Origin of the sequence: Amycolatopsis sp. NPDC049252 (assembly GCF_043197175.1) — a bacterium.
GTDB lineage: Bacteria > Actinomycetota > Actinomycetes > Mycobacteriales > Pseudonocardiaceae > Amycolatopsis.
On sequence record NZ_JBICSQ010000020.1, the window covers coordinates 80142 to 101379 of the forward strand.

Annotated in this window: 16 protein-coding genes; 7 read left to right on the top strand and 9 right to left on the bottom strand. The window is 72.4% G+C overall.

Annotated features, from left to right (window positions below):
• Window positions 1–104: 104 nt before the first annotated feature.
• Genes ACGFMK_RS22725 through ACGFMK_RS22740 form a run of 4 tightly spaced genes read right to left on the bottom strand, consistent with a single transcriptional unit; the run spans window position 105 to window position 4904 of the window.
• On the bottom strand, window positions 105–1559 hold the full coding sequence (locus ACGFMK_RS22725) for an aldehyde dehydrogenase (NADP(+)) (protein WP_392766423.1): 1455 nt from the start codon (window positions 1557–1559) through the stop codon (window positions 105–107).
• A gap of 15 nt (window positions 1560–1574) precedes the next feature.
• Window positions 1575–2708, bottom strand: a complete 1134-nt coding sequence (locus ACGFMK_RS22730; RefSeq protein ID WP_392766425.1) for a hypothetical protein — start codon at window positions 2706–2708, stop codon at window positions 1575–1577.
• A gap of 4 nt (window positions 2709–2712) precedes the next feature.
• A complete protein-coding gene (locus ACGFMK_RS22735; RefSeq protein WP_392766428.1) occupies window positions 2713–3969 on the bottom strand; it encodes a glucarate dehydratase family protein in 1257 nt (418 codons plus the stop codon).
• Window positions 3969–4904 carry a 5-dehydro-4-deoxyglucarate dehydratase gene (locus tag ACGFMK_RS22740; RefSeq protein ID WP_392766431.1) on the bottom strand — a complete coding sequence of 312 codons (936 nt, stop codon included), beginning with the start codon at window positions 4902–4904 and terminating at the stop codon, window positions 3969–3971. Before ACGFMK_RS22740 ends, ACGFMK_RS22735 begins: the two co-directional genes overlap by 1 nt.
• A gap of 264 nt (window positions 4905–5168) precedes the next feature.
• On the opposite strand from ACGFMK_RS22740, the gene ACGFMK_RS22745 reads away from it, so the two are divergent.
• The 3 genes from ACGFMK_RS22745 to ACGFMK_RS22755 all read left to right on the top strand — a co-directional run bounded on the left by ACGFMK_RS22745 (window position 5169) and on the right by ACGFMK_RS22755 (window position 7662).
• Complete coding sequence (locus tag ACGFMK_RS22745) at window positions 5169–5978, top strand: IclR family transcriptional regulator (protein ID WP_392766433.1); 810 nt, start codon at window positions 5169–5171, stop codon at window positions 5976–5978.
• Window positions 5979–6005: 27 nt separating this feature from the next.
• Complete coding sequence (locus tag ACGFMK_RS22750; protein WP_392766436.1) at window positions 6006–6812, top strand: NAD-dependent epimerase/dehydratase family protein; 807 nt, start codon at window positions 6006–6008, stop codon at window positions 6810–6812.
• Window positions 6813–6930: 118 nt separating this feature from the next.
• On the top strand, window positions 6931–7662 hold the full coding sequence (locus ACGFMK_RS22755; protein WP_392766439.1) for a polysaccharide deacetylase family protein: 732 nt from the start codon (window positions 6931–6933) through the stop codon (window positions 7660–7662).
• Here the strand turns inward: ACGFMK_RS22755 and ACGFMK_RS22760 are convergent.
• A complete protein-coding gene (locus tag ACGFMK_RS22760) occupies window positions 7604–8593 on the bottom strand; it encodes a sensor histidine kinase (RefSeq protein ID WP_392766442.1) in 990 nt (329 codons plus the stop codon). The genes ACGFMK_RS22755 and ACGFMK_RS22760 overlap by 59 nt on opposite strands.
• Window positions 8594–8616: 23 nt before the next feature.
• On the opposite strand from ACGFMK_RS22760, the gene ACGFMK_RS22765 reads away from it, so the two are divergent.
• The 4 genes from ACGFMK_RS22765 (at window position 8617) to ACGFMK_RS22780 (ending at window position 13986) form a co-directional block, all read left to right on the top strand.
• The gene (locus tag ACGFMK_RS22765) at window positions 8617–9195 is read left to right on the top strand and encodes a LuxR C-terminal-related transcriptional regulator (protein ID WP_392766445.1); all 579 of its coding nucleotides are present in this window, start codon (window positions 8617–8619) and stop codon (window positions 9193–9195) included.
• Between the two features lie 332 nt (window positions 9196–9527).
• The gene (locus ACGFMK_RS22770) at window positions 9528–10400 is read left to right on the top strand and encodes a helix-turn-helix domain-containing protein (protein WP_392766517.1); all 873 of its coding nucleotides are present in this window, start codon (window positions 9528–9530) and stop codon (window positions 10398–10400) included.
• A 74-nt stretch (window positions 10401–10474) separates the two neighbouring features.
• The gene (locus ACGFMK_RS22775; RefSeq protein WP_392766448.1) at window positions 10475–12244 is read left to right on the top strand and encodes a maleylacetate reductase and hydroxyquinol 1,2-dioxygenase domain-containing protein; all 1770 of its coding nucleotides are present in this window, start codon (window positions 10475–10477) and stop codon (window positions 12242–12244) included.
• A complete protein-coding gene (locus tag ACGFMK_RS22780) occupies window positions 12241–13986 on the top strand; it encodes an FAD-dependent monooxygenase (RefSeq protein ID WP_392766451.1) in 1746 nt (581 codons plus the stop codon). The genes ACGFMK_RS22775 and ACGFMK_RS22780 overlap by 4 nt, the downstream gene beginning before the upstream one ends.
• Window positions 13987–14008: 22 nt before the next feature.
• Here the strand turns inward: ACGFMK_RS22780 and ACGFMK_RS22785 are convergent, their stop codons facing one another.
• The 4 genes from ACGFMK_RS22785 to ACGFMK_RS22800 form a co-directional block, all read right to left on the bottom strand.
• Window positions 14009–14914 (bottom strand): peptidylprolyl isomerase, encoded by a 906-nt coding sequence (locus tag ACGFMK_RS22785; RefSeq protein ID WP_392766454.1) that lies wholly within the window; start codon window positions 14912–14914, stop codon window positions 14009–14011.
• 66 nt (window positions 14915–14980) lie between these two features.
• On the bottom strand, window positions 14981–17245 hold the full coding sequence (locus tag ACGFMK_RS22790) for a Tat pathway signal sequence domain protein (protein WP_392766456.1): 2265 nt from the start codon (window positions 17243–17245) through the stop codon (window positions 14981–14983).
• A 30-nt stretch (window positions 17246–17275) separates the two neighbouring features.
• Complete coding sequence (locus ACGFMK_RS22795; RefSeq protein WP_392766459.1) at window positions 17276–19567, bottom strand: glycoside hydrolase family 95-like protein; 2292 nt, start codon at window positions 19565–19567, stop codon at window positions 17276–17278.
• Window positions 19568–19760: 193 nt separating this feature from the next.
• A complete protein-coding gene (locus ACGFMK_RS22800; RefSeq protein ID WP_392766462.1) occupies window positions 19761–21176 on the bottom strand; it encodes a M1 family metallopeptidase in 1416 nt (471 codons plus the stop codon).
• Window positions 21177–21238 lie beyond the last annotated feature (62 nt).

Sequence of the window (21238 nt, forward strand, 5' to 3'; positions counted from 1 at the left end):
TAACTGGCGCCGGTGGTGGGGTCGGGGTTTGTGGTGTGGGGGGGGGTGTGTGGGGTGGTGAGTGTAATATTTTTTTATATCTGGTGTACCCCCCCACGACGGGGTCAGCGGGTTCCGTCGGTGCGTCGGGGCAGCTGCCAGGGGTTGGCCTCCTGCAGGGGTTCGGGCAGGAGCGCGTCCGGGAAGCCCTGCCACGCGATCGGGCGGAGGAACCGCTCGATCGCGGCGGTGCCGACGGACGTCGTCGTGGGGGCGGTCGTGGCCGGGTACGGGCCGCCGTGCTGCTGGGCCCAGCTCACCGTGACGCCGGTGGGCCAGTCGTTCCACAGCAGCCGCCCGGCGATGCGGGCCAGGGCCGGCAGCACCGGCCGGAGCCAGTCCGCGTCGGACTCCTCGCCGTGGATCGTGGCGGTGAGCCCCGGTTCGACGACGTCGAGCAGGCGCAGCAGCTCGGCCTGGTCGGCGTAGGTGACGATCAAGGACGCCGGGCCGAAGCACTCCTGGTGCACGGCCTCGCCGCCCTCGAGGAACTGCTTGCCGGTGGTCGCCAGCAGGGTCGGGGTGAACGCGGGCGCCTCGGACGGCGACGCCGACACGACGTCGACGCCCGGGACCTCACGCAGCTTCGCCAGCGTCGAGGCGTAACCGCTCGCGATGCGGTCGTTGAGCATCGGCTGGGGCGCCGCGCCTTCCAGCGCCGAGCGCAGCGTCTCGGTCAGGCCGTGGTCCTCCGGCAGGAACAGCAGGCCCGGCTTGGTGCAGAACTGGCCGGCGCCGAGGGTGAACGACCCGGCGTAGCCCTTGGCGACGGCCTCGCCGCGGGCGTCGATCGCGCCCTCGGTGACGACGACCGGGTTCACGCTGCCCAGCTCGCCGTAGAACGGGATCGGCCGCGGCCGCGCGTTCGCGATGTCGAACAGGGCCCGCCCGCCGGGGATCGACCCGGTGAACGACGCCGCCGCGATCCGCGGGTCCTTCAGCGCGGTGACGCCCTCGTCCTGGCCGAAGATCACGGTGAACAGGCCCGCGGGAGCGCCCGCCTTGAGCAGGGCTTCGCACACGATCAGGCCGGTCTGGGCGGACAGCTCCGGGTGGCCCGGGTGCGCCTTGAGGATCACCGGGCAACCCGCGGCCAGCGCGGACGCGGTGTCGCCGCCGGCGACGCTGAACGCGAACGGGAAGTTGCTGGCCGCGAACACCAGCACCGGGCCGATCGCGGTCTTGACGCGCCGGATGTCCGGGCGCGGCCCCATCGGCCAGTCCGGGTCGGCGTGGTCGACGGTGGCGCCGAGGTACTCGCCGTCGGTGAGGACCTCGGCGAACAGCCGCAGCTGGAACGTGGTGCGCTTCAGCTCGCCGGCCAGCCGCGGGGTGGCGGGCAGGTGGGTCTCGGCGTGGGCCAGCGGGACCAGTTCGCCGGCCGCGGCGTCGAGCGCGTCGGCGACCGCGGTCAGCCAGCGGCCGCGGTCGGCCGGGGTGGCCTCGGCGGCCGGGCGGGCGGCTTCGGCGGCGGCCGCCAGGATCTTCTCGAGCGTGGCGGCGTCGGTTGCCTGGCTCATCTTGGGTACAGCTCCTCAGTGGATCTCGTGGGCGGCGGCGGTGGCGGTGTCCAGGTCGCGCCAGCGGCCCGGACCGGCCAGGCCGAGGTGGTACAGGTGCAGCTCGGCCGCGCCCGCCTTGGCGAGCTCGCCGACGTAGGCGGCGATGTCGGGCACGGGGGCGGCCGCCACGGCGGTGATGTAGCTGCCGATCGCCACCCGCTCCGGCAAGGCCTCCCTGGCCGCGGCGACGGCGTCGGCCCCCGTCGCGGGCGCCCAGCCGAACACTACGACGGAATCGGCGTCCTCGACGGCGCCCGGCGTGAGGCCGGGCAGCGCGCCGGTGACCCAGGGGTCGAGCGCGCCGTGCAGCACGATCCGGGTGCCTGGCGCCAGGGTCGCGAGCACGGCGGCCCGCAGCGCGTCGGTGGCGGCCTGCCGGACCCGCAGCAGCGTCTGGGTCAGCGACGGCGGCAGGGCGTCGGCCGTGACGCCGAGGTCGCCGGTGGCGATCAGCCGCCGGACCTCCTCGACGAGCTGGGCCCGGACGGTGTCCGCATCGACGTCCCACGAAGAAGCGCACGCGTCGCAGCAGCAGATCGACAGCAGCCGGGCCACCGCGGGCGCCCAGACGCCGTCGGTCTTCTCGTGCTGGTGCTGGTGCACCGCGCCGAGCGGGCCGCAGGCTTCGAGGATCACCGACGACAGGTCGAGCCCGGCGACGGCTTCCGCGGTCAGCGTCGCGGCGTACTCGCGCACCGCGGGCTGTGACGGGCAGAGGGCCCACGGGTAGACCTCGCCGAAGCAGTTCCGCACGGCGACGTCCGGGTGCTCGTAGCCGAGCTGCGAGTTGTGCGTCAGCACGATCCACGCCGCGGCCGGGATCCCGGCCTCGTTGAGCAGCCGGACGGCGTCACCGCCACTGTCCCCGGAGGACACCCAGTCCGGAGTGGACGGTCGCAGCGAACCCCAGGCCGATGCCTGCACCGGACGGTAGAACGCGGCGTGCCGCGCGACCACCGCCGTGTGCGACGCCGACCACGGCGTCGCGGCGCGGGCGCTGTGGTACGACAGCGCCACGGCCACCTCGTCGACGCCCAGGTCGCGGGCCCGCGCGGCGAACCCGGCGTCGAGGACGTCCCACGGGTAGGCGTATCCGGTCACCTTCACCGGGTCACCACCTCGCCGTGTTCGGCTCGAAACCCTCGACGTACTGGCGCATGTAGGTCACGTCGTCCCGCTTCGTCTGTCCACATCGGACGTAGTTCTCGTGCAGCTTCGCCAGCGCGTCTTCGTCGATCGTGACGCCCAGGCCCGGGGTCGTCGGCACCGCGACGGCACCCTCGCGGAACTCCAGCACACCCGGCTCGATGACGTCCTCGACCTTCCACGGCCAGTGCGTGTCGCAGGCGTAGGTCAGGTGCGGGGTCGCCGCGGCGACGTGCACCATCGCGGCCAGGCTGATCCCGAGGTGGCTGTTGGAGTGCATCGACAGGCCGACGCCGAAGCTCTCGCACGTCACCGACAACGACTGCGTCGCGCGCAGGCCGCCCCAGAAGTGGTGGTCCGACAGCAGCACGCCGATCGCGCGCGCCCGGAAGCCCGGCTCGATGTCGCCGAAGTTCACCACGCACATGTTGGTGGCCAAGGGCATCGACGCCCGCTCGGCCACCTGGGCCATGCCCTCGATGCCCGGCGTCGGGTCTTCGAGGTACTCCAGGACGCCGTCGAGTTCCGCCGCCACCCGGATGCCGGTCTCGACCGTCCACGCACCGTTCGGGTCGATCCGCAGCGGGTGCCCGGGGAACGCCTCGGCCAGCGCGCGGATCCCGTCGACCTCCTGCGCGGGCTCGTAGACGCCGCCCTTGAGCTTGATCGAGCGGAAGCCGTACTCGTCGATCATCCGCTTCGCCGAGCCGACCAGGGTCTCCGGCGTGGTGATCTCGCCCCAGGAGTCCTCACGGCCGTCGACGTGCTGGCCGTACTTGTAGAACAGGTAGGCGGAGAACTCGACGGCGTCGCGGGCCTTGCCGCCGAGCAGGTCGGACACCGGGCGGCCGAGCAGCTGCCCCTGCGCGTCCAGGCAGGCGACCTCGAACAGCGAGTACACACTCGCGACGGTCTTGCGGATCGAGAAGCCGCCGATCAGCCCGTGCGCGTCGGTGAGCACCGTGCCCGACAGCGCGTTCGCCACCAGCCGTTGCAGGCCGGGCAGGTCGAAGACGTCGTGGCCGCGCAGCCGCGGCAGCACCTTGCGCACCTCGCCGAGGAACGCTTCGTCCCCGTAGGACTCGCCGAGCCCGACGATCCCGTCTTCGCACTTGACCTGGACGACGCCGCGCAGCGCGAACGGCTCGTGCACGCCCATGACGTTGAGCAGCGGCGGGTCGGCGAACGCGACCGGAGTCAGCACCACATCGAGGATCTTCATCAGCCGAGCGCCTTCAGCGTCGCGAAGCCGTCCTCCACGATCTTCTGCAGCCGGTCGATCTGCTCCGTCGTCGGTTCGACCAGCGGCGGGCGGACCGAGCCGACCTTGTCGCCGCGCAGCCGGGCGGCGGCCTTCACCAGCGACACGGCGAAGCCGGGCGACTCGTCGCGCAGCGCCACCAGCGGCAGGTAGAACCCGGCGAGCAGGGTGTCCATCACCGCGGTGTCGCCCTCGGCGAGCGCGCGGTGGAAGCGGTGGGCGATCTCCGGCGCGAAGCAGTGCACGGCCGAGGAATAGCGCGCGACGCCGATCGAGGCGTACGCCTTGGCCGAGACCTCGGCGGTCGGCAACCCGTTGAAGAACAGGAAGTTCCGCGCGCGGTCGGTGTCCAGCGAGCGGATCGTGGTGACGATCCGGGTCATCACCTCGACGTCGCCGTAGCCGTCCTTGAGTCCCACGACCGAGGGAATGTCGAGCAGCGAAGCCGCGGCCGGCGCGGTGAAGACGCCGGTGCCGCGGTGGTAGACGATCACCGGCACGGACGTGTCCCCGACGGCGTAGCGGACGAAGTCGACCAACCCCGACTGCGGCCCGGACACGAGGTACGGCGGCAGCAGCAGCACGCCGTCCGCGCCCCCGGCCGCGGCCGCCGCGACCCCGGCCCGCGCCGACGCGGCGCCGCCACCGGCGCCCACCCAGACCGGTACGCGGCCGGCGGCCACCTCACGGGACCTGGCGAGCACCGCGGCGTGCTCGGCGGGCGAGAGCGAGCTGAACTCGCCGGTGCCGCACGCGACGAACAGCGCACCGGCACCGGCCGCGATGTGGCTCTCCACGTTCTCCGCGAGCGCGTCGAGGTTGACCTCGAGGTCCTCGCCGAACGGGGTGAGGGGGAACGCCAGCAGGCCGTCCAGCTCGATCTCGTTCTGTGCCATCAGTTTCCGCTCTCGTCCTTTTGTCGGTTTCGGCCGTGCTCGGCGCTGCTGCACCAGCTCTCCCATGCTTCCGTTGTACTCGAGCGGCTTCACTGGCACATGAGCGAACGAGACGGGGGCATGCGCGGCGGGGGCGCGAGTCCGAGGATATATTCACATCCTTGAACGCAGTCTGTTATAGTGATTATGTTCATCCATAAGAACGTTGTTCGGGACGCTAATATGGCCGGAGTCACAAGTCAACGGCCGGACGGAGGCGCGAAAATGCCGCAGAAGGTGGACAACCCGGCGGCCACCGACGGTGCGCCGGCCGAGTCTTCGGGAGTGAAATCCGCGCGCCGCGCGGTGGACCTCATCGAGACCTTCGCGGCCAACGACGTCTGGCTCTCGCTCTCCGACCTGCACGCGCGCACGGGGTTCCCGCGCTCCTCGCTCCACGGCCTGTTGCGCACGCTCCTGGAAGCCGGCTGGCTGGAGGCGGACGCCAACACCGCGCGCTACCGCCTCGGCGTCCGCGCCCTCATCTGCGGCACGGCCTACCTCGACCGCGACGCCGTCGTCCCGTTCGCCACCGAGGCCCTCGAGCGGATCCGGGAGAAGACCGGGTTCACCGCGCACTTCGCGCGCCGCAACGGCACCGAGGTCGTCTACCTGGAGACGCGGGAGTCGCAGCGCTCCACGCACCTCGTCTCGCGCGTCGGGCGCACGCTGCCCACGCACGCGACCGCGCTGGGCAAGGCGCTGCTCGCCGAGCTGACGCACGACGAGATCGAGGCGCTGATGCCGCCGTCGCTGATCGCGCTGACCCCGAACACCATCACCTCCCTCGACGCCCTGCACGCCGAGTGCGCCGCGACCCGCGAGCGCGGGTACGCCGCCGAGATCGAGGAGGGCACGCTGGGCGTCCGGTGCGTCGCCGCGGTGATCCCCTACCGGATCCCGGGCACGGACGCGATCAGCTGCTCGATGCCCATCTCCCAGGTGACCGACGCCGACGCCCAGCGCGTCGGCGAGCTGCTCGCCGAAACCACCGCCGAGCTCGGGCAGCAGCTGCGCCGGGCCGGCATTCGCTGACCGCCGCCCTTACCGAGAGGAAGTCCATTGACGGACCAGCGTGTGCTCATCACCGGGTCGGCGGGGGTCGTCGGCACCCTGATGCGCCCCCGCCTGCGGCGCTCCGGCCGGGTGCTGCGCCTGCTCGACCTGGCTCCGCAGACCGCGTCGGACGCCTCCGAGGAGGTCGTGACGGCGTCGGTCACCGACCCGGCGGCGATGGCCGCGGCGTGCGAGGGCGCCGACGCGCTGATCCACCTCGGTGGCCACAGCCGCGAGAACTCCTGGGAAGCGACGCTCGACGTCAACATCAACGGCACCCACACGGTGCTGGAGGCCGCCCGCGCGGCCGGGGTCGGGCGCGTGATCCTGGCGTCGAGCAACCACGCCGTCGGCTTCCGGCGCACCGATTCCGATCTCCCGGCGGACTCGTCGCCGCGCCCGGACACCTACTACGGCGTCAGCAAGGCGGCGATCGAGGCGCTGGGCAGCCTGTACCACTCGCGGTTCGGCATGGACGTCATCGTGATCCGCATCGGCTCGTGCTTCGAGACGCCGTTGCCGCTGGGCCCGCGCGGCCTGACGACGTGGCTCTCCCCCGACGACGGGGCTCGGCTGTTCGAGGCGTGCCTGAGCGCGCCGTCGCCGGGGTACCGGCTGATCTGGGGCGTCTCGGACAACACCCGCCGGATCTACTCGCTGGCCGAGGCCGAGGCGCTGGGCTACAAGTCGCTGGACAACGCCGAGGTCTACGCGGACCAGCTGGCGGGCAAGCCGGCCCCGACGGGCGCGGCGGCCGAGTTCGTCGGCGGCCCGTTCTGCACCGCCCCCCTGGGCGAGTTCAACCCGCTGTGAGCCGCTGTCCGTGAAGGCCACATCGAGGGACTCTGAGTCCCTCGATGTGGCCTTCACGGCTTTGGTACCAGTACCTTCGCGGGTTCCGGGGCCGCGCGGGTGCGGCCAGGGTGGCCGCATGATCTTGAAATCCCGGCGCGCGCGGAAGTGGACGATCGGCTTGGCGAGTGCGCTCGTCGTCGTGCTCGTGGGCGCCTACGCGCTGCTGCAGGTCGCCGACTCGCGGACGTTCCAGTTCTTCGGCACCCTCGTGAACCGCGTCGACACCACCGAAAAGGTCGTCGCGCTGACCTTCGACGACGGGCCGGACCCGGCGGGCGCCCACACCATCCTGGACACGCTGAAGAGCCGCCAGGTGCCCGCGACGTTCTTCCTCATCGGCCGCGAGATCGCCGCGCACCCCGACCTGGCCCACGACATCGCCGCGGCCGGGCACGAGATCGGCAACCACAGCTTCTCCCACGACCGGATGATCGGCGTGACCCCCGCGTGGGTCGCCGACGAGGTCGAGGCCACCGACGCGCTCATCCGCACCACCGGCTACTCCGGCGACATCTTCTTCCGCCCGCCCAACAGCAAGAAGCTCCTGGCCCTGCCGCACTACCTCGCGTCACACGGCCGCACGACGATCACCTGCGACGTCGAGCCCGACTCCGCAGGCCTCCCGGACACCGCGACGATCACGGCGACGACGCTCGCCCAGGCACGGCCCGGCTCGATCATCCTGCTGCACGCGATGTACGCCTCACGCGCGCAGACGCGCCGGGCGATCGGGCCGATCCTCGACGGGCTCAAGCAGCGCGGCTTCCGGTTCGTGACCGTGTCGCAGCTGCTGGCAGCACCACACTGACCACCCACTCGCCGTCACGCGAGCCGTGGCTCAGCACACCGCCGGCCGCCGCGGCCTGTTCCGTGAGCCCGGCCAGCCCGTAACCCGTGCCCTCGCGCGGAGTTCCCTTCACAGTGTTGCGCGCGGTGATCGTCACGCCGTGGCCGGACTGAACCTCCAGGCGCAGCCGGACGCCGGGACCGTTGTGCCGCAACGCGTTCACCGCCGTCTCCGCGACGAACCGCTCGGCCAGCTCGCGCACCGGGCGCGGCAGCGCGGGCAGCACCGGGTCGCGGTCGAGGACCAGCCCGGCGGTGCGGAGCCGAGCCAGCACCTCGGCGAGGTCGGCCGGGCGGTCCTCGTCGTCGTGCAGGTCGTCGAGGGTGCGGCGGACGAGCGTGAGCGCGCCGCGGCCGGCCGACAGCAGCGTGTCGAGCCGCTCGCGGTCGGCGTCGGTCAGGTCGCCGACCGCGCGCAGCGTCTCCGCCTGCACGAGCATCACGGCCGTGGTCTGGGCGAGCGTGTCGTGCAGCCGCCGCGCGGCGCGTTCGGCCCGGTCGGCGAGCGCGCGGCGGCGTTCGGCGCCCAGCAGCCAGGCGACCGCGCAGATCGTCACGGCCAGCACCGTGCCGTCGAGCGGGCCCTTCGCCGGGAACACCGTCACGCCGATCGCGAGCGTCGCGGACGCCGCGAGCCACCGGCGCGGAGTGCTGTAGAGGGCCAGCAGGACCGGGACGTACATCGTGTTGCGCGGCTGGTCGAGCAGCAGGTGCCCGACGGTCGCCAGGGTGACGACCACCAGCACGACGGCCGGCGCACGCCGCGACCACAGCAGTGGCACCAGCTGCACCGCGCCGAGCACGGCGGCGACCCAGCCCTGGTGCGGGGTCCAGGCACCGCCGGCGAGGAAAACGGCGGCCGCCGCGGCCGTGGTGACGAGGGACTGGCGCATGGGACCGACAGTAGAGTGCGGGCATGATCCGGGTGCAGGTCGTCGACGACCACGCGGTGGTGCGCGAGGGGCTCGCCCTGGTCCTGGGCGCCCGGCCGGACCTCGACGTCGTCGCGCAGTACGGCAGCGGGCCGGAGCTGCTGGCGTCGTCCGTGGCCGCCGACGTCGTGCTGCTCGACCTCTACCTGCCCGGCATGGACGGCCTCGAAGTCCTGCGCCGCCTCCGGCCCCCGGCGCCACGCGTGCTGATGCTGACCACGGTCGGACGCCCGCGCGAGATCCGCGGTGCCCTCGCCGCGGGCGCGGCCGGGTTCGTGCTGAAGGACTCCTCCGGCGAGGAGCTGGCCGCCGCCGTCCGGGCCGCCCACGAGGGCGTGACGGCGCTGAGCCCGGCGGCCGCGGCGGCGCTCACCACGGGCGGCACGCTGACCCCGCGGGAGCGGGACGTGCTGGAGCTGCTCGGCGAAGGTCTGTCCAACAAGGACATCGCGAACCGGCTGCGGCTGGCCGAGCGCACGGTGAAAGCGCACGTCGGCAACGTGCTGGCGAAGCTGGGCGTCACCAGCCGCACCCAGGCGGCGCTCGCCGCGCGCGACGGCTAGTAAGCCCGGCGGCCTCGATGTCCGGGCGGTGCCGGGCCCGCCCCGCGCGGGCCCGGCACCCCCTCCCCGTTCGCCCTCGAGCCCCCCGGCCCGTCGAGGACGTGCACGACGCTCCCTCGCGTGCACCGGGGAAACCTCCGCCGCCCGGCCGCGTGACGCCGCGGCGGTGCCCGGTCCCCCGCGCGGAGGACGCCGAAAGTCTTGTACGCCGTGTGTACGGACCCGCCTTACCGTCGCGCGGCATGTCGAAGACTGTCCGGGTACGCGAGCCGACTGTCCAGGTGAGCCGGACGGGTACGATCGTGGTCGGCCTCGACGTCGAGGAGGCAGGCGTGGGCGAATTCGGGCTGGCCGACACCAACGGCATCCTCGCGCTGCCCTGGGTCCGCCCGGAACGCACCAGCGAAGGCCTCGGCTGGGAGCGCGTCTACCTCTCCAAGCAGCGCGAACGGCCCTACCGCGCCCAGTTCGGCGCGGCGCGCAGCCACCAGCTGATCCTGCACCTCGGCGGGCCCGTGACGGTCCGGCGCGGGGTCGGGACGCCGCGCGAGCAGAGCCGGCGGATGCCCGCCGGCGGGTTGTTCCTGCAGCCCTCGCACGCCGACCTGTCCGTCGAGCTCGGCGGGGAGCTCGACACCGTGCACGTCTACGTCGCCGACGACGCCGTGCAGGAGGCCGCCGGGGCCGACACGCCGGTGCGGCTGGCCGAGGAGTTCGGCAGTGATCCGCTGCTGGAGCAGCTCGTGCTGAGCCTCGACGGCGTCGTGCGCGACTGGGAGCCGAGCGCGCGGACCTACGCCGACCAGCTGGGCGCGCTCGTCGCCGCGCAGCTCGTGCGCCACCACCAGGCCGGGCCCGCCCGCGGCCCCGAGCCGTCCCGCGGCCTGTCCGACCAGCTGTTCGCGCGGGTGCGCGACCGCATGGCCGACCGGCTGGCCGAGCCGGTGCCGCTGGCCGACCTGGCCGCGCTCGCCGGGCTGAGCGTCAGCCAGTTCTCGCGGCAGTTCAAAGCGCGCACCGGCCTGCCGCCGCACCGGTTCCTGCTGCGGCTGCGCGTCGAGCAGGCCGGATTGCTGCTGCGCACGGGCACCGACCCGATCGCCGAGATCGCCCTCCGCTGCGGCTTCTCCCACCAGGAGCACCTGACGCGCGTGCTGCGCGCCCAGCTCGGCACGACACCCGCGGCGCTGCGCCGGGCGGGCTGAGACGCGCGTTTTGTGCCTCGGCGCAGCACGAACGTGCAGGACCCGCCGCCGCCGAGCCGCTGATACTGCGTGGCATGACCTCGTTCAGCTACGCCGCGAACCCCGTCCGGGTGGTGTTCGGCTCCCTCGACGACGTCGGCGACGAAGCCGATCGGCTGGGACTCGGGCGGGCCCTGCTCGTCGCCGGCCCGCGGTACGGCGACCGGGCCGCGCGCCTGCTCGGCCCACGGCTGGCCGCGCGGTTCGAGGACGCGGTCATGCACACCCCGGTCGACGTCACCGAACGCGCGCTGAAGGTCGTCGCCGAGCACGACGTCGACGGCGTCGTCGCGGTCGGCGGCGGCTCGGCCACGGGGCTCGCCAAGGCGATCGCGCTGCGCACCGACCTGCCGCAGCTGATCGTGCCCACGACGTACGCGGGCTCGGAGCTGACTTCGGTCCTCGGCGAGACCGCGGACGGCCGCAAGACCACGCGGCGGTCCCCGAAGGTGCGGCCCGAGGTCGTGCTCTACGACGTCGATCTGACCCTCTCGCTGCCCGTGGCCGTCTCGGCCGCCAGCGGGATCAACGCGCTCGCCCACGCCGTCGAGGCGCGGTACGCCCCGGACGCCAACCCGATGACCGACCTGCTCGCCGCGGAGGCCATCCGGCTGCTCACGGACGCCCTGCCGCGGATCGTGGCCAATCCGTCCGATGTGGACGCCCGGGCCGGCGCCCTGCGCGGCGCGTGGCTGGCGGGCTCGTGTCTCGACAGCGTTGCGATGGGCTTGCACCACCGGCTGTGCCACCACCTCGGCGGCAAGTTCGGGTTGCCGCACGCCGAAACCCACGCCGTCCTCCTCCCCTACGTGATGACTCACCTGGGGGTGGCCGACGCGAACGACGTCTTCGAGCTGACGGCGTCGCTGCCGATCCCGCACTCGCTGGCCGAACTCGGGCTCACCGAGGCCGACATCGCCGGCGAGCCCGAGGCGGAATTGCTTCGCCAGGCCGTGAACGGCACCCGGCCGACCGCCCCGCCCAGTCTGAAGGCGCTCACGAGGCAGGTCGTCGAGAGCTTCGCGGGCGCGCCGGACCGCGTGCGCGAGCTGCTCACCGACCTCGTCGAGACGCTGCACGCCTACGCGATCCGCACCGACCTCACCCAGGAGGAGTGGGAGTACGCGATCGGGTTCCTGACCCGCACCGGGCAGATCTCCAGCGACACGCGCCAGGAGTTCATCCTGCTGTCGGACACCCTCGGCGTGTCCAGCGTCGTCGACGTCCTGACGAACTCGCGCACGCCGGACACCACGCCGTCGGCCGTGCTGGGCCCGTTCTACGTCGAGGGCCCGCCGGAGACGCCGCAGGGCGCCGACCTGGCCGACGGACTGCCCGGCACTCCACTGTGGACGGACGTCCGCGTGGTCGACACCGGGGACAACCCGGTGCCGGACGCGGTCGTCGACGTCTGGCAGTCCAATGAGGACGGTTTCTACGACGTCCAGCTGCCCGACGTCGACGGCCCGGTGCTGCGGGCCCGCTTCCGCACCGACGCCGACGGGCGGCTGCGGTTCGCGACGATCGTGCCGAGCGCGTACCCGATCCCCGCCGACGGCCCGGTCGGGCAGATGCTCGACACCGCCGGGCGGCACCCGTACCGGGCCCCGCACGTGCACTTCATGATCGCCAAGCCCGGCTACCGCACCCTGATCACCCAGCTGTTCGTCGCCGGCGGCGAGTACCTCGACTCCGACACCGTGTTCGGCGTCAAGGACGGCCTGATCGTCGACTTCACCGAGCAGCCCGGCGAAACCGGGCGGCGGCTCGAGTTCACGTTCCGCATCTCAGGGAGCAGCGCATGACCTACGACACCGACGTCCTGGTGATCGGCAGCGGCCCCGCGGGTGGTTCGGCGGCACTGCTGCTCGCCACCTACGGCGTCCCCACCGTGCTCGCGACGAAGTACGGCTGGATGGCCAACACCCCCCGCGCGCACATCACCAACCAGCGCACCATGGAGGTCTTCCGCGACCTCGGTGTCGAGGCCAAGGCCCTCGCCGTCGGTACCCCGCCGGACCTGATGGGCGACACCGTGCTGTGCACGTCGCTGACCGGGCCGGAGATCGGCCGGATCGCCAGCTGGGGCACGGGAGCCGGGTCGGCGTCCGAATACGGCGCCGCGAGCCCGTGCCACATGATCGACCTGCCGCAGACCTACCTCGAGCCGATCCTGGCGAGCGAGGCCGCCGCGCGCGGCGCGAAACTGCGGCTGGACACCGAGTTCCTCGACTTCACGCAGGACGAAGACGGCGTCACGGCGCGGTTCCTCGACCGCGTCCGGGGTGACGAGTTCACGTTGCGCGCCCAGTACCTGATCGGCGCGGACGGTGCGCGCAGCCGCGTCGCCGAGCAGGCCGGGCTGCCGATCGCCGGGCAGACCGGCAAGGCGGGCAGCATGAACATCACGTTCACCGCCGACCTCGCGCCGTACGTGGCCCACCGGCCGAGCGTGCTGTACTGGGTGATGCGGCCGGGCGCGCACCTCGGCGGGATCGGGATGGGCCTGGTCCGGATGGTGCGGCCGTGGAACGAGTGGCTGCTGACCTGGGGTTACGACATCGAGCAGGCGCCGCCGGAGGTCGACGTCGAAGAGGCGACGCGGCTGGTGCGCGACCTCGTCGGCGATCCGGGCCTGGACGTCGAGATCACCTCGACGTCCCTGTGGACGGTCAACCACAACTACGCGACGGAGTACCGCAGCGGCCGGGTGTTCTGCGCCGGGGACGCCGTGCACCGGCACCCGCCGTCCAACGGGCTCGGCTCGAACACGTCCGTCCAGGACTCGTACAACCTGGCGTGGAAGCTCGCGATGGTGCTGCGCGGCGAGGCGGGCGAAGGCCTGCTGGACAGCTACACCGCCGAACGCGCGCCGGTGGGCAAGCAGATCGTCGACCGGGCGAACCTCAGCCGCGACCAGTTCGGGCCGATCTTCGCCGCGCTCGGCATCTCCGGCGACACCGACTCCGACGGCATCACGGCGGGCCTCGAAACCTGCCTCGCGCCGACGCCGGAGGGCGCGCTGAAACGGCGTGAACTGGAGAAGGCGATCGAGCTGAAGCACTACGAGTTCAACGCCCACGGCGTGGAACTGGACCAGCGCTACGTCTCCGGCGCGGTGCTGCCCGACGGCGTCGCCTCGCCGGCTGCCGACCGTGATCCCGAGCTGTTCCACCGGCCCAGCACCGAGCCGGGCGCGAAGCTGCCGCACGCGTGGCTGGTCGGCCCGCACGGCCGCCGGGTGTCCACTTTGGACGTCGTCGGCGGCGGCCGCTGGACCGTTCTCACCGGCCTGACCGGCACCGCCTGGCGCGACGCCGCGGCCAAGGCGGGCGCGGAACTCGGCCTGGACCTGCGGGCGGTGCTCGTCGGCGCCCCGGAGCTTCGCGACGCCTACGGCGACTGGTCCCGCCTCAGCGGCATCTCCGAGGACGGCTGCCTCCTGGTCCGCCCGGACGGCTACATCGCCTGGCGCCGCCGCACGACCTCCCCCACGGCAACCCCCACCCTGCTGACCGCCCTCCGCGAACTGCTGGCCCGCCCATAACGGGAATCTCTGGGTACGTGGGTTACGGGGTGGTGATGGCGGTGAAGGTGACCGGGGTTTTCGGGGGGCCGCTGCCGTCGCCGATGCCGGGCTTGGACGGGTCGATGCCGGCGGCGGCGACCTTGTCCAGCACCGCGAGGCCGGCGTCGTCGATGCTGCCGAACACCGTGTACTCCGGCGGGATCCGGGTTTCGCCGAAGACCAGGAAGAACTGGGAACCGCCCGAGTCGGGTTCGGCCGTCTTGGCCATCGCGAGGATGCCACGGCCGTACGTCAGCTCGGGGAACGTCTCGTCCTTGATCGTGTAACCCGGGCCGCCGGTGCCGTCGCCGGCCGGGTCGCCGCACTGCAGCATCCGCAGGCCGTCCGCCACCGACAGCCGGTGGCACGACGTGCCGTTGTAGAACCCCTGCTTGGCCAGGCTGAGGAAGTTCACCACCGTGCACGGCGCCAGCGCGCGGTCCAGCGTCAGCCCGATGTCGCCCGCGCTGGTCGCGAGCCCCACCGGGACGGTGCCCGACGACGGCGCCGGGCCGTCCGGCGGCGGGGTGGCCGGCTTCGGCGCGGGTGTGCCGGGGGCGGGCGGGTACGCGCAGGTGATCGGGTCGGCGAGCGGCGTCGTCCGCTTCGGCAGCGGAGCGCGGCCGCCCGGCGGCGGCACCGAAGCGGTCGGTGACGCGATCGTCGCCGGCGGCGACGAAGAGGACGGTGACGTCGTGAACCAGGCACCATCGGCGCTGGCCTCCGGCCCCCGCAGGAAACCGGGATAACCCCAGGCCAGGAACGCGAAGGCCATCACGACGACCACGACGACCGAGGCGGTGATCAGCACGACGGCCGCCGGCGAAGTCTTCTTCGGCGGCACCGGCGGCTGCCACTGCGGGTACTGGTAGGGCTGCCGGCCGGTACCGTCCCCTTGCTCGCTCATCAGCGCTCCCCTCGTCGAGAGCACCATTCTGCCGCGAACACCACCCGTCCGGGTGAGAACACCCGATCAGGGCAAACCCCAGGGTTCGCTGGGTCCGGACGGCGCGACCGGTCGCACGCCGAAGTCCGGCTTGTCCCCCTTCCGGTACACAAAGGCGTCTTCACCCGGACGGAGATCGACCTGGACGTCGCCGTTCGACAACTTCCGCCACCGCCGGGCCCGGCCGCGCGCGTCCGTCACGGCCAGGTCGCCGTCGACACCCGACCGCAGCACGCACGGCGCCCCGGCTTCGCTGTGCACCTTCAGCCAGCGCGTCTTCCCGCCCGAGCGGGACGCGCTGAGCAGGAACGCGCCCTCGGTGCGGAAGTCGCGCAGCGCGATGTCGCCCCAGGCCGCGGGCACCGCCGGGAACAGCCGGAGCACCCCGCCCCAGCTCTGCACCAGCATGTCCTGCAGGGACTTCGCCGCGGACAACGGCGTCTCGATGACCGGCCCCGACTCCTGGTACATCGTGTTCGGCCGGATGTAGCGCCGTTGCAGCTCGCCCAGGTAGAACGCCGCCTGCTCGCCGCGCAGCATCTGCGCCGAGATCGACGCGGCCCCGGTGAACGTGTAGCCCTGCAGCGCGCCTTCGAAGCCGACCCAGTGGTTCAGGGACGTCTCGATGATCTGCCGGTGCTCGGGCTGCTCCCAGGTGACGTCGTAGAGCGGGTAGATCTGCAGCAGGTGCGAGTAGTGCCGGTGCGACTTCGCGAACGGGACACCCGCGCCGATCATGTACCCGTTGACGTCGGCCGGGTAGGCCGCGAGGTTCGCCAGCACGTCCCGCCACTTCGGCGCCAGCGGGTCGCCGGGCGTGATCTGCAGCAGCGTCTTGCAGCCCCAGCGGATCAGCGAGAGGTCGTAGGTGCAGTCCGGCGCGTTGACGCCGTACTCCGGCGAGAACGTCGCGGGCAGGTGCAGCCGGCCGTCCGGGCCCGGGGCGAGGAAGTGCAGGTAGTAGTTGATCGCCCTGCGCAGCAAGGGGAACAACGTGTCGTGCAGCAGCCGCCGATCCATCGTGTGCCGGTAGGACAGCCAGACGTTGTGCAGCGCCCAGGTCAGGTTCCCGACCTCCGGGGTCGGCTGGTCCTGACCCGGGATGCCGACCGGGAACCCGCTGGTGGCGTTCGAAACGCCGTTGAGCAGCGTCATGTCCGTGGTGCGCGGGATGCCCGCGGAGTCGGCCTGGTACGGCTGCGCCACCTGGCTCGTCAGGTTGCCGCGGTACTTGTCCAGCGCGTAGCCGACGGCATCGAGCTCCAGGTGGTTCGAGCCGTGGATCAGCCAGTATTCGAGCTGGACGTTCAGGTTCCACCAGGTGGCCGGCCACGGCGTGTTCTCCAGCCACGGCCCGGACGTCGCCATCACCGGCGCTTCCCGCCTGGCCGCCGACGCGACCTTGTACAGCTGGATCCAGTAGAAGCTCTGCAGCCGGGTGTCCGGAATGGACAGAAAGCTGCGCCGGTAGTAGTCGTGCCACCAGCGCCGGTGGTCCTGGGTCAGCGCGGCGAACGGCTCCGCGCCGCGCACGGTCCGCAGCGCCCGCGCGGCCGACGTCTTCTCCGGGTGCGACCAGGCCACCGAGGTGTACAGCGTGCGCGCGCCACCGCGGGTGACCTCCCGCCAGGCCGTCACGTGCTCGCCGCCGGCCAGCAGCGGCTGGACGGCCAGTTGCGCGTCGCCGCTCCCGCTCAGCTTGACCGGCGGGTTCGCGGTGTAACCGGCCGGTGGTGGCTTGTTCCACACCGGGTCGGCGCGCGGGCTGACCGCGACCGCCGGGTGGAACACCCACTCGAACGCCCGCTCCCCTTCGGAGGGCCGGATCTCGACGGCGAGCAGCGACTGTCCGGTGTGGACGATCGCGCGCAGGCTCAGACTCCCCGAGGACGTCGTGATCGTCCCGGTCAGCTCGGCGTTCCACAGGTCCAGCCGCCAGTCGAGCGCGGTGATCGCGCCGACGGGTTCGAGCGTGAAGTAGCCGATCGGCAGCCGCGCCAGGCCGAACAGCGAGCCGAACTCCGGCCGGTGGTCCTGGACCTGGCTGTGCTGGACGTTGAAGCGGATCGCGTTGCGGCCGGGCTCGGCGTAGATCCCCGAGCCGAGGAATCCGTTGCCCAGGAACGGGCCCTCGTACCAGGTCTTCGGTGTGCGCCGCCAGCGCAGGTCGGCGGGGCCGAGGAAGCCGGCCCAGCCGAAGTCGTCCTCCGCGAGCGCTGGAGTCGCTCGCCCCGCGCTCGCGGCCAGCCCGGCGAGCGCGCCGCCGAGCACGGTTCTGCGGGTGATGTCCATGGTTCCGGCCTCCTCGTCGAAGCGGACTGGTCAGTTCGGCAGGCCCCACGCGGGCGCCGGGCCGAGTGCCGGGACGTCGCGGGGACCGCGGTCCCCGCGACCGCCCCGCGGGGTGACCACGGCGGTGCCGCCGCGCCGCAGCCCGACCGCGATCCGGCGAGCTCCGGCCGGGCGCCACGGCAGCCGCCCGCCGTGCTCGTCGCGGACGTCGATGTCCCCGGTGATGCCGTGGTCGAGCACGAGCGGTTCACCGGCCTCGCTGTGCACGCGGACGAACTCGGTCGAGCCGTCGCGGCGGGAGGCGTCCACGAGGAACGCCCCTTCGGCGCGCAGGCCGGCGATCGAGGCGTCCCGCCAGGTCGCCGACACCGACGGGAAGACCTTGAGCACCCCGCCCGAGCCCTGCAGCAGCATGTCGACCACGGACTGCGCGGCCGTGATCGGGCTTTCGATCGCGAAGTTGGTGCCTTCGCGGTACATCGTGTTCGCGGTCAGCTCGGTGTCGGCCACGACGTTCCGGTCGAGGAAGAACTTCAGGTACCGCAACGCTTCTTCGGGCGCGTCCATCACCGAGCTCATCGACGACGCGGCCGCGTAGCTGTAGCCGTGCCACGCCTTCCGGTCGGCGGCCCAGTGCGCGAACGTCCGGGTCATGACGTCCCGGTCTCCCGACCGCTCCCAGTTCTTCTCCCGCAGCGGGTACAGCCACAGCAGGTGGGAGAAGTGCCGGTGCGACCCGGCGAGCGGCACGCCGTCGCCGATGAGCACGCCGTCCGCCGCGCTTTCGTGGTACGGCACCAGTTTCGCGCCGATCTCGCGCCACATCGGCACGCGGGGTTCGTCGAGACCCAGGACCCGGGCCGAGTCGGCGAGCGTGTGCGCGGCCCACCGGATCAGCGACAGGTCGTAGGTGCAGTCCGGCGCGTCGGCGTACTCCGGCGAGCGGGTCAGCGGCAGGTGCAGGCGGCCGTCCGGACCGGTGAAGAGGAAGTGGCGGTAGAAGTTCAGCGCCTTCGCCAGTGTCGGGTACAGGACGTCGCGCAGCACCCGCCGGTCCAGGTGGTGACGGTAGGACAGCCAGACGTTGTGCAGGCCCCACAACAGGTTCCCGGTCTGGTCGGTCTTGGACGCCGTGCCCGGCACGCCGACCGAGCGCGTGCCGCCGGGGCGCAGCCGCCAGTCACCCGGGTGCGAGAGCGCGTAGGTGTCTCCGTCGCGGTAGGCAGGTGGCACGGACGTCTCGAGGTTCGCGTGGTCGCGCCGGAACGTCTCGGTGACCGCGTCCAGCTCGGGGTGGTTGCTGCTGTTGACGATCGGGTAGGTGACCTGGACGTTGAGGTTCCACCAGACGGCGGTCCAGCTGTTGCCGACCTCCGGGAACCACGGTCCCCACTCGGACACGACGGGCCCGCTCGCGCGGGTCGCGGACGCGATCTTGTACAGCTGGATCCAGTAGAACCGCTGGACTCGCTTGTCCGGCACGGAAACGAAGCTGCGCTGGTGGAAGTCGTTCCACCAGCGGCGGTGGCGGGCGAGCAGCGCGTCCGGGTTCGCGGCAAGCGCTTTCCCCACGGCCGCGACAGCGTCCGCGGTGTGCGTCGTGCCGGGGAAGCTGTAGGCGACGGTCGCGGCGAGCAGCCGCCGGGTGCCGATCGCGCGTTCCCGCCAGGCCGTCGTGTACCCGCCGCCGGCGAGCATCGGCTGGGCGCAGTACCCGTCGCCGGTCCCGGGCGCCGGGTTCGCGACGTATTCGGGGGGCTTGCGAACGGTCCGGGTGGTCGCCGACTCCAGCGGCTGGAACGCCCACGCCGCCCCGGCCTCCCCCGCGCTCGGGGTGAGGGAGACGAGCAGCACGCCCAGGTCGTTGTGCACCACCGCGGACAACCCGACCGAGCCCGCGGTCGTGGTGATCGTGCCGCCCAGTTCGGCGTGGTAGAGGTCGAGCGTCCAGTCGACGCCGGTGATCGCGCCGGCCAGGGTGAGCGTGAGGTAGCCGATCGGCAGCCGGGACAGCCCGATCCCGGCCTCCCACCGGACCCGCTGGTCCTGCACCTGACTGTGGCTCAGCATCACCTTGAGCACCTGCCGCGCCTTCCCGGCGTAGAGCTGCGCACCGAGGTAGCCGTTGGCCAGGAACGGGCCCTCCTGCCAGTTCGTCGGCAGCCGTTTCCAGACCATCCGCGCGTCGGCGGCGACGTCCCGGTACGGGTTCGCGGCGGCGAGCGCGGGCGGGGCCGCGCGGGACCAGAGCCCGCCGAACGCCGCGGCGCCGGCCGCCACCGAGGTCGCGCGAAGAATCGTCCGCCGTGAGACAGCATCCATGAACGGGTTCCCCGATTCATACTACGTTTCACTGAGATCCACAGGCGGCGTCGGGCCATAGTTGCAGAAAAAGCCAGGATGTACCAGCTCTGTTCACCCAGAAGGCCGCAATACATCCGATGTATCCCGGGGAGCGGGCTCTGCCGCACACCGGGTCGCCTACCGGGCATGGCCCTACCGGACGGGCCGTTCCCTAGGGCAGCGGCGGCAGCGCCGGCGTGTCCAGCCAGCGTGTGAAGAACGTCCCCAGCGAACGGGCCGCGTACGCCTCCGCCATCGCGACAAACCCGTCGGTCGTGACCAGCCCGTGCCGGTGGTCGGTCGTCCACGCCTTCAGCAGCGCGAAGAACGCCGGGTCGCCGATCTCCGCCCGCAGCGCGTGCAGCGTCAACGCGCCGCGCTTGTAAACGCGCTCGTCGAACATCCGCGCCACGCCGGGGTCGGCGACGCGGACGTCGGCGGGCTTGGCCTTCATGCGGGTGTGCCAGGTGCGGGCCAGGGTCTGCGCGGACTGGCCGCCCGACTCCTCCGACCACAGCCACTCGGCGTAGGTCGCGAAGCCCTCGTTCAGCCAGATGTGGCGCCAATCGGCCACCGTCAGGCTGTTGCCGAACCACTGGTGCGCCAGCTCGTGCACCACGAGCCGCTCGTACGTGCGGCGGCCGTCGACGTGGTTGGCGCCGAAGATCGACATGCCCTGCGCCTCGATCGGGTCGTCGAGGGCGTCGTCGGTGACGACGATCCGGTACTCACCGAACGGGTACGGGCCGAACAGCCGCTGCAGGACCTCCATCATCCGGCCCTGCCGGCCGAAGTCGTGCTCGAACAGCCGGCGCAGCCGCGGCGGGACGGCGGCGCGCTGCGGCACGGTCGCGAAGACCGACTCCACCTGCCCGCTCTCGCGCCCGAAGTCGACGCTCAGCCGCCGCGCGGCCGCGCCCACGCGGGCGAGCCAGCCGCCGCCGGTCAGGTCGATGTCGTCGTACCGGCCGATCTGCACGCTCATCAGGTAGGTCGCCGTCGGCTCGCGCCGGTCGAAGACCCACTTCGTGGTGCTGGCCGAGGTGTAGCGGTCGACCAGGTCCCCGGTGACGGCGACCAGGTACGGCGACGACGTCGTCACCGCGACCCGGTAGGTCGCCTTGTCGGACGGGTGGTCGTTGCACGGGAACCACGACGGCGCGCCGACCGGCTGGCTCGCCACGAGCGCGCCGTCGGTCAGCTCGTCCCAGCCGACGTCACCCCAGCGGCTCCCCACCGGGCGCGGGTTGCCGACGTAGCTGACCTCGACGACGAACTCGCTGCCGGCGGCGATCGACTTCTGCGGCTTGACCTGCAGCTTCCGCACGCGCTTGAGGTACTTCGCCGGCTTGCCGTCGACCAGCACGCGGTTGATCCGGAACTCGCCGAAGTCGAGGGTGATGCGCGAGAGCGCCTGCGTCGCCTCCGCGGTGATCACCGCCGACGCCGACAGCCGGTTCGGCGCGACCTTGTAGTCGAGGGTCAGGTCGTAGTGCTTGACCCGGTAGCCGCCGTTGCCGTGCGCGGGGAGGTAGGAGTCGCCGGAGGTGTCCGCGCCGGGTGCGGGAGCGGAGGCCTTCGAAATCACCCGTCGCGAACCTTTCCTCGTGCGTACCGGAACCAGGCTCGCACGGAGGGGTGATCCGTGCG

Coding starts and splice junctions, on each gene's coding strand:
- ACGFMK_RS22725 (WP_392766423.1), bottom strand. CDS start 1,559: ATGAGCCAGGCAACCGACGCCGCCACGCTCGAGAAGATCCTGGCGGCC.
- ACGFMK_RS22735 (WP_392766428.1), bottom strand. CDS start 3,969: ATGAAGATCCTCGATGTGGTGCTGACTCCGGTCGCGTTCGCCGACCCG.
- ACGFMK_RS22740 (WP_392766431.1), bottom strand. CDS start 4,904: ATGGCACAGAACGAGATCGAGCTGGACGGCCTGCTGGCGTTCCCCCTC.
- ACGFMK_RS22745 (WP_392766433.1), top strand. CDS start 5,169: ATGCCGCAGAAGGTGGACAACCCGGCGGCCACCGACGGTGCGCCGGCC.
- ACGFMK_RS22755 (WP_392766439.1), top strand. CDS start 6,931: ATGATCTTGAAATCCCGGCGCGCGCGGAAGTGGACGATCGGCTTGGCG.
- ACGFMK_RS22760 (WP_392766442.1), bottom strand. CDS start 8,593: ATGCGCCAGTCCCTCGTCACCACGGCCGCGGCGGCCGCCGTTTTCCTC.
- ACGFMK_RS22765 (WP_392766445.1), top strand. CDS start 8,617: ATGATCCGGGTGCAGGTCGTCGACGACCACGCGGTGGTGCGCGAGGGG.
- ACGFMK_RS22775 (WP_392766448.1), top strand. CDS start 10,475: ATGACCTCGTTCAGCTACGCCGCGAACCCCGTCCGGGTGGTGTTCGGC.
- ACGFMK_RS22780 (WP_392766451.1), top strand. CDS start 12,241: ATGACCTACGACACCGACGTCCTGGTGATCGGCAGCGGCCCCGCGGGT.
- ACGFMK_RS22785 (WP_392766454.1), bottom strand. CDS start 14,914: ATGAGCGAGCAAGGGGACGGTACCGGCCGGCAGCCCTACCAGTACCCG.
- ACGFMK_RS22790 (WP_392766456.1), bottom strand. CDS start 17,245: ATGGACATCACCCGCAGAACCGTGCTCGGCGGCGCGCTCGCCGGGCTG.
- ACGFMK_RS22795 (WP_392766459.1), bottom strand. CDS start 19,567: ATGGATGCTGTCTCACGGCGGACGATTCTTCGCGCGACCTCGGTGGCG.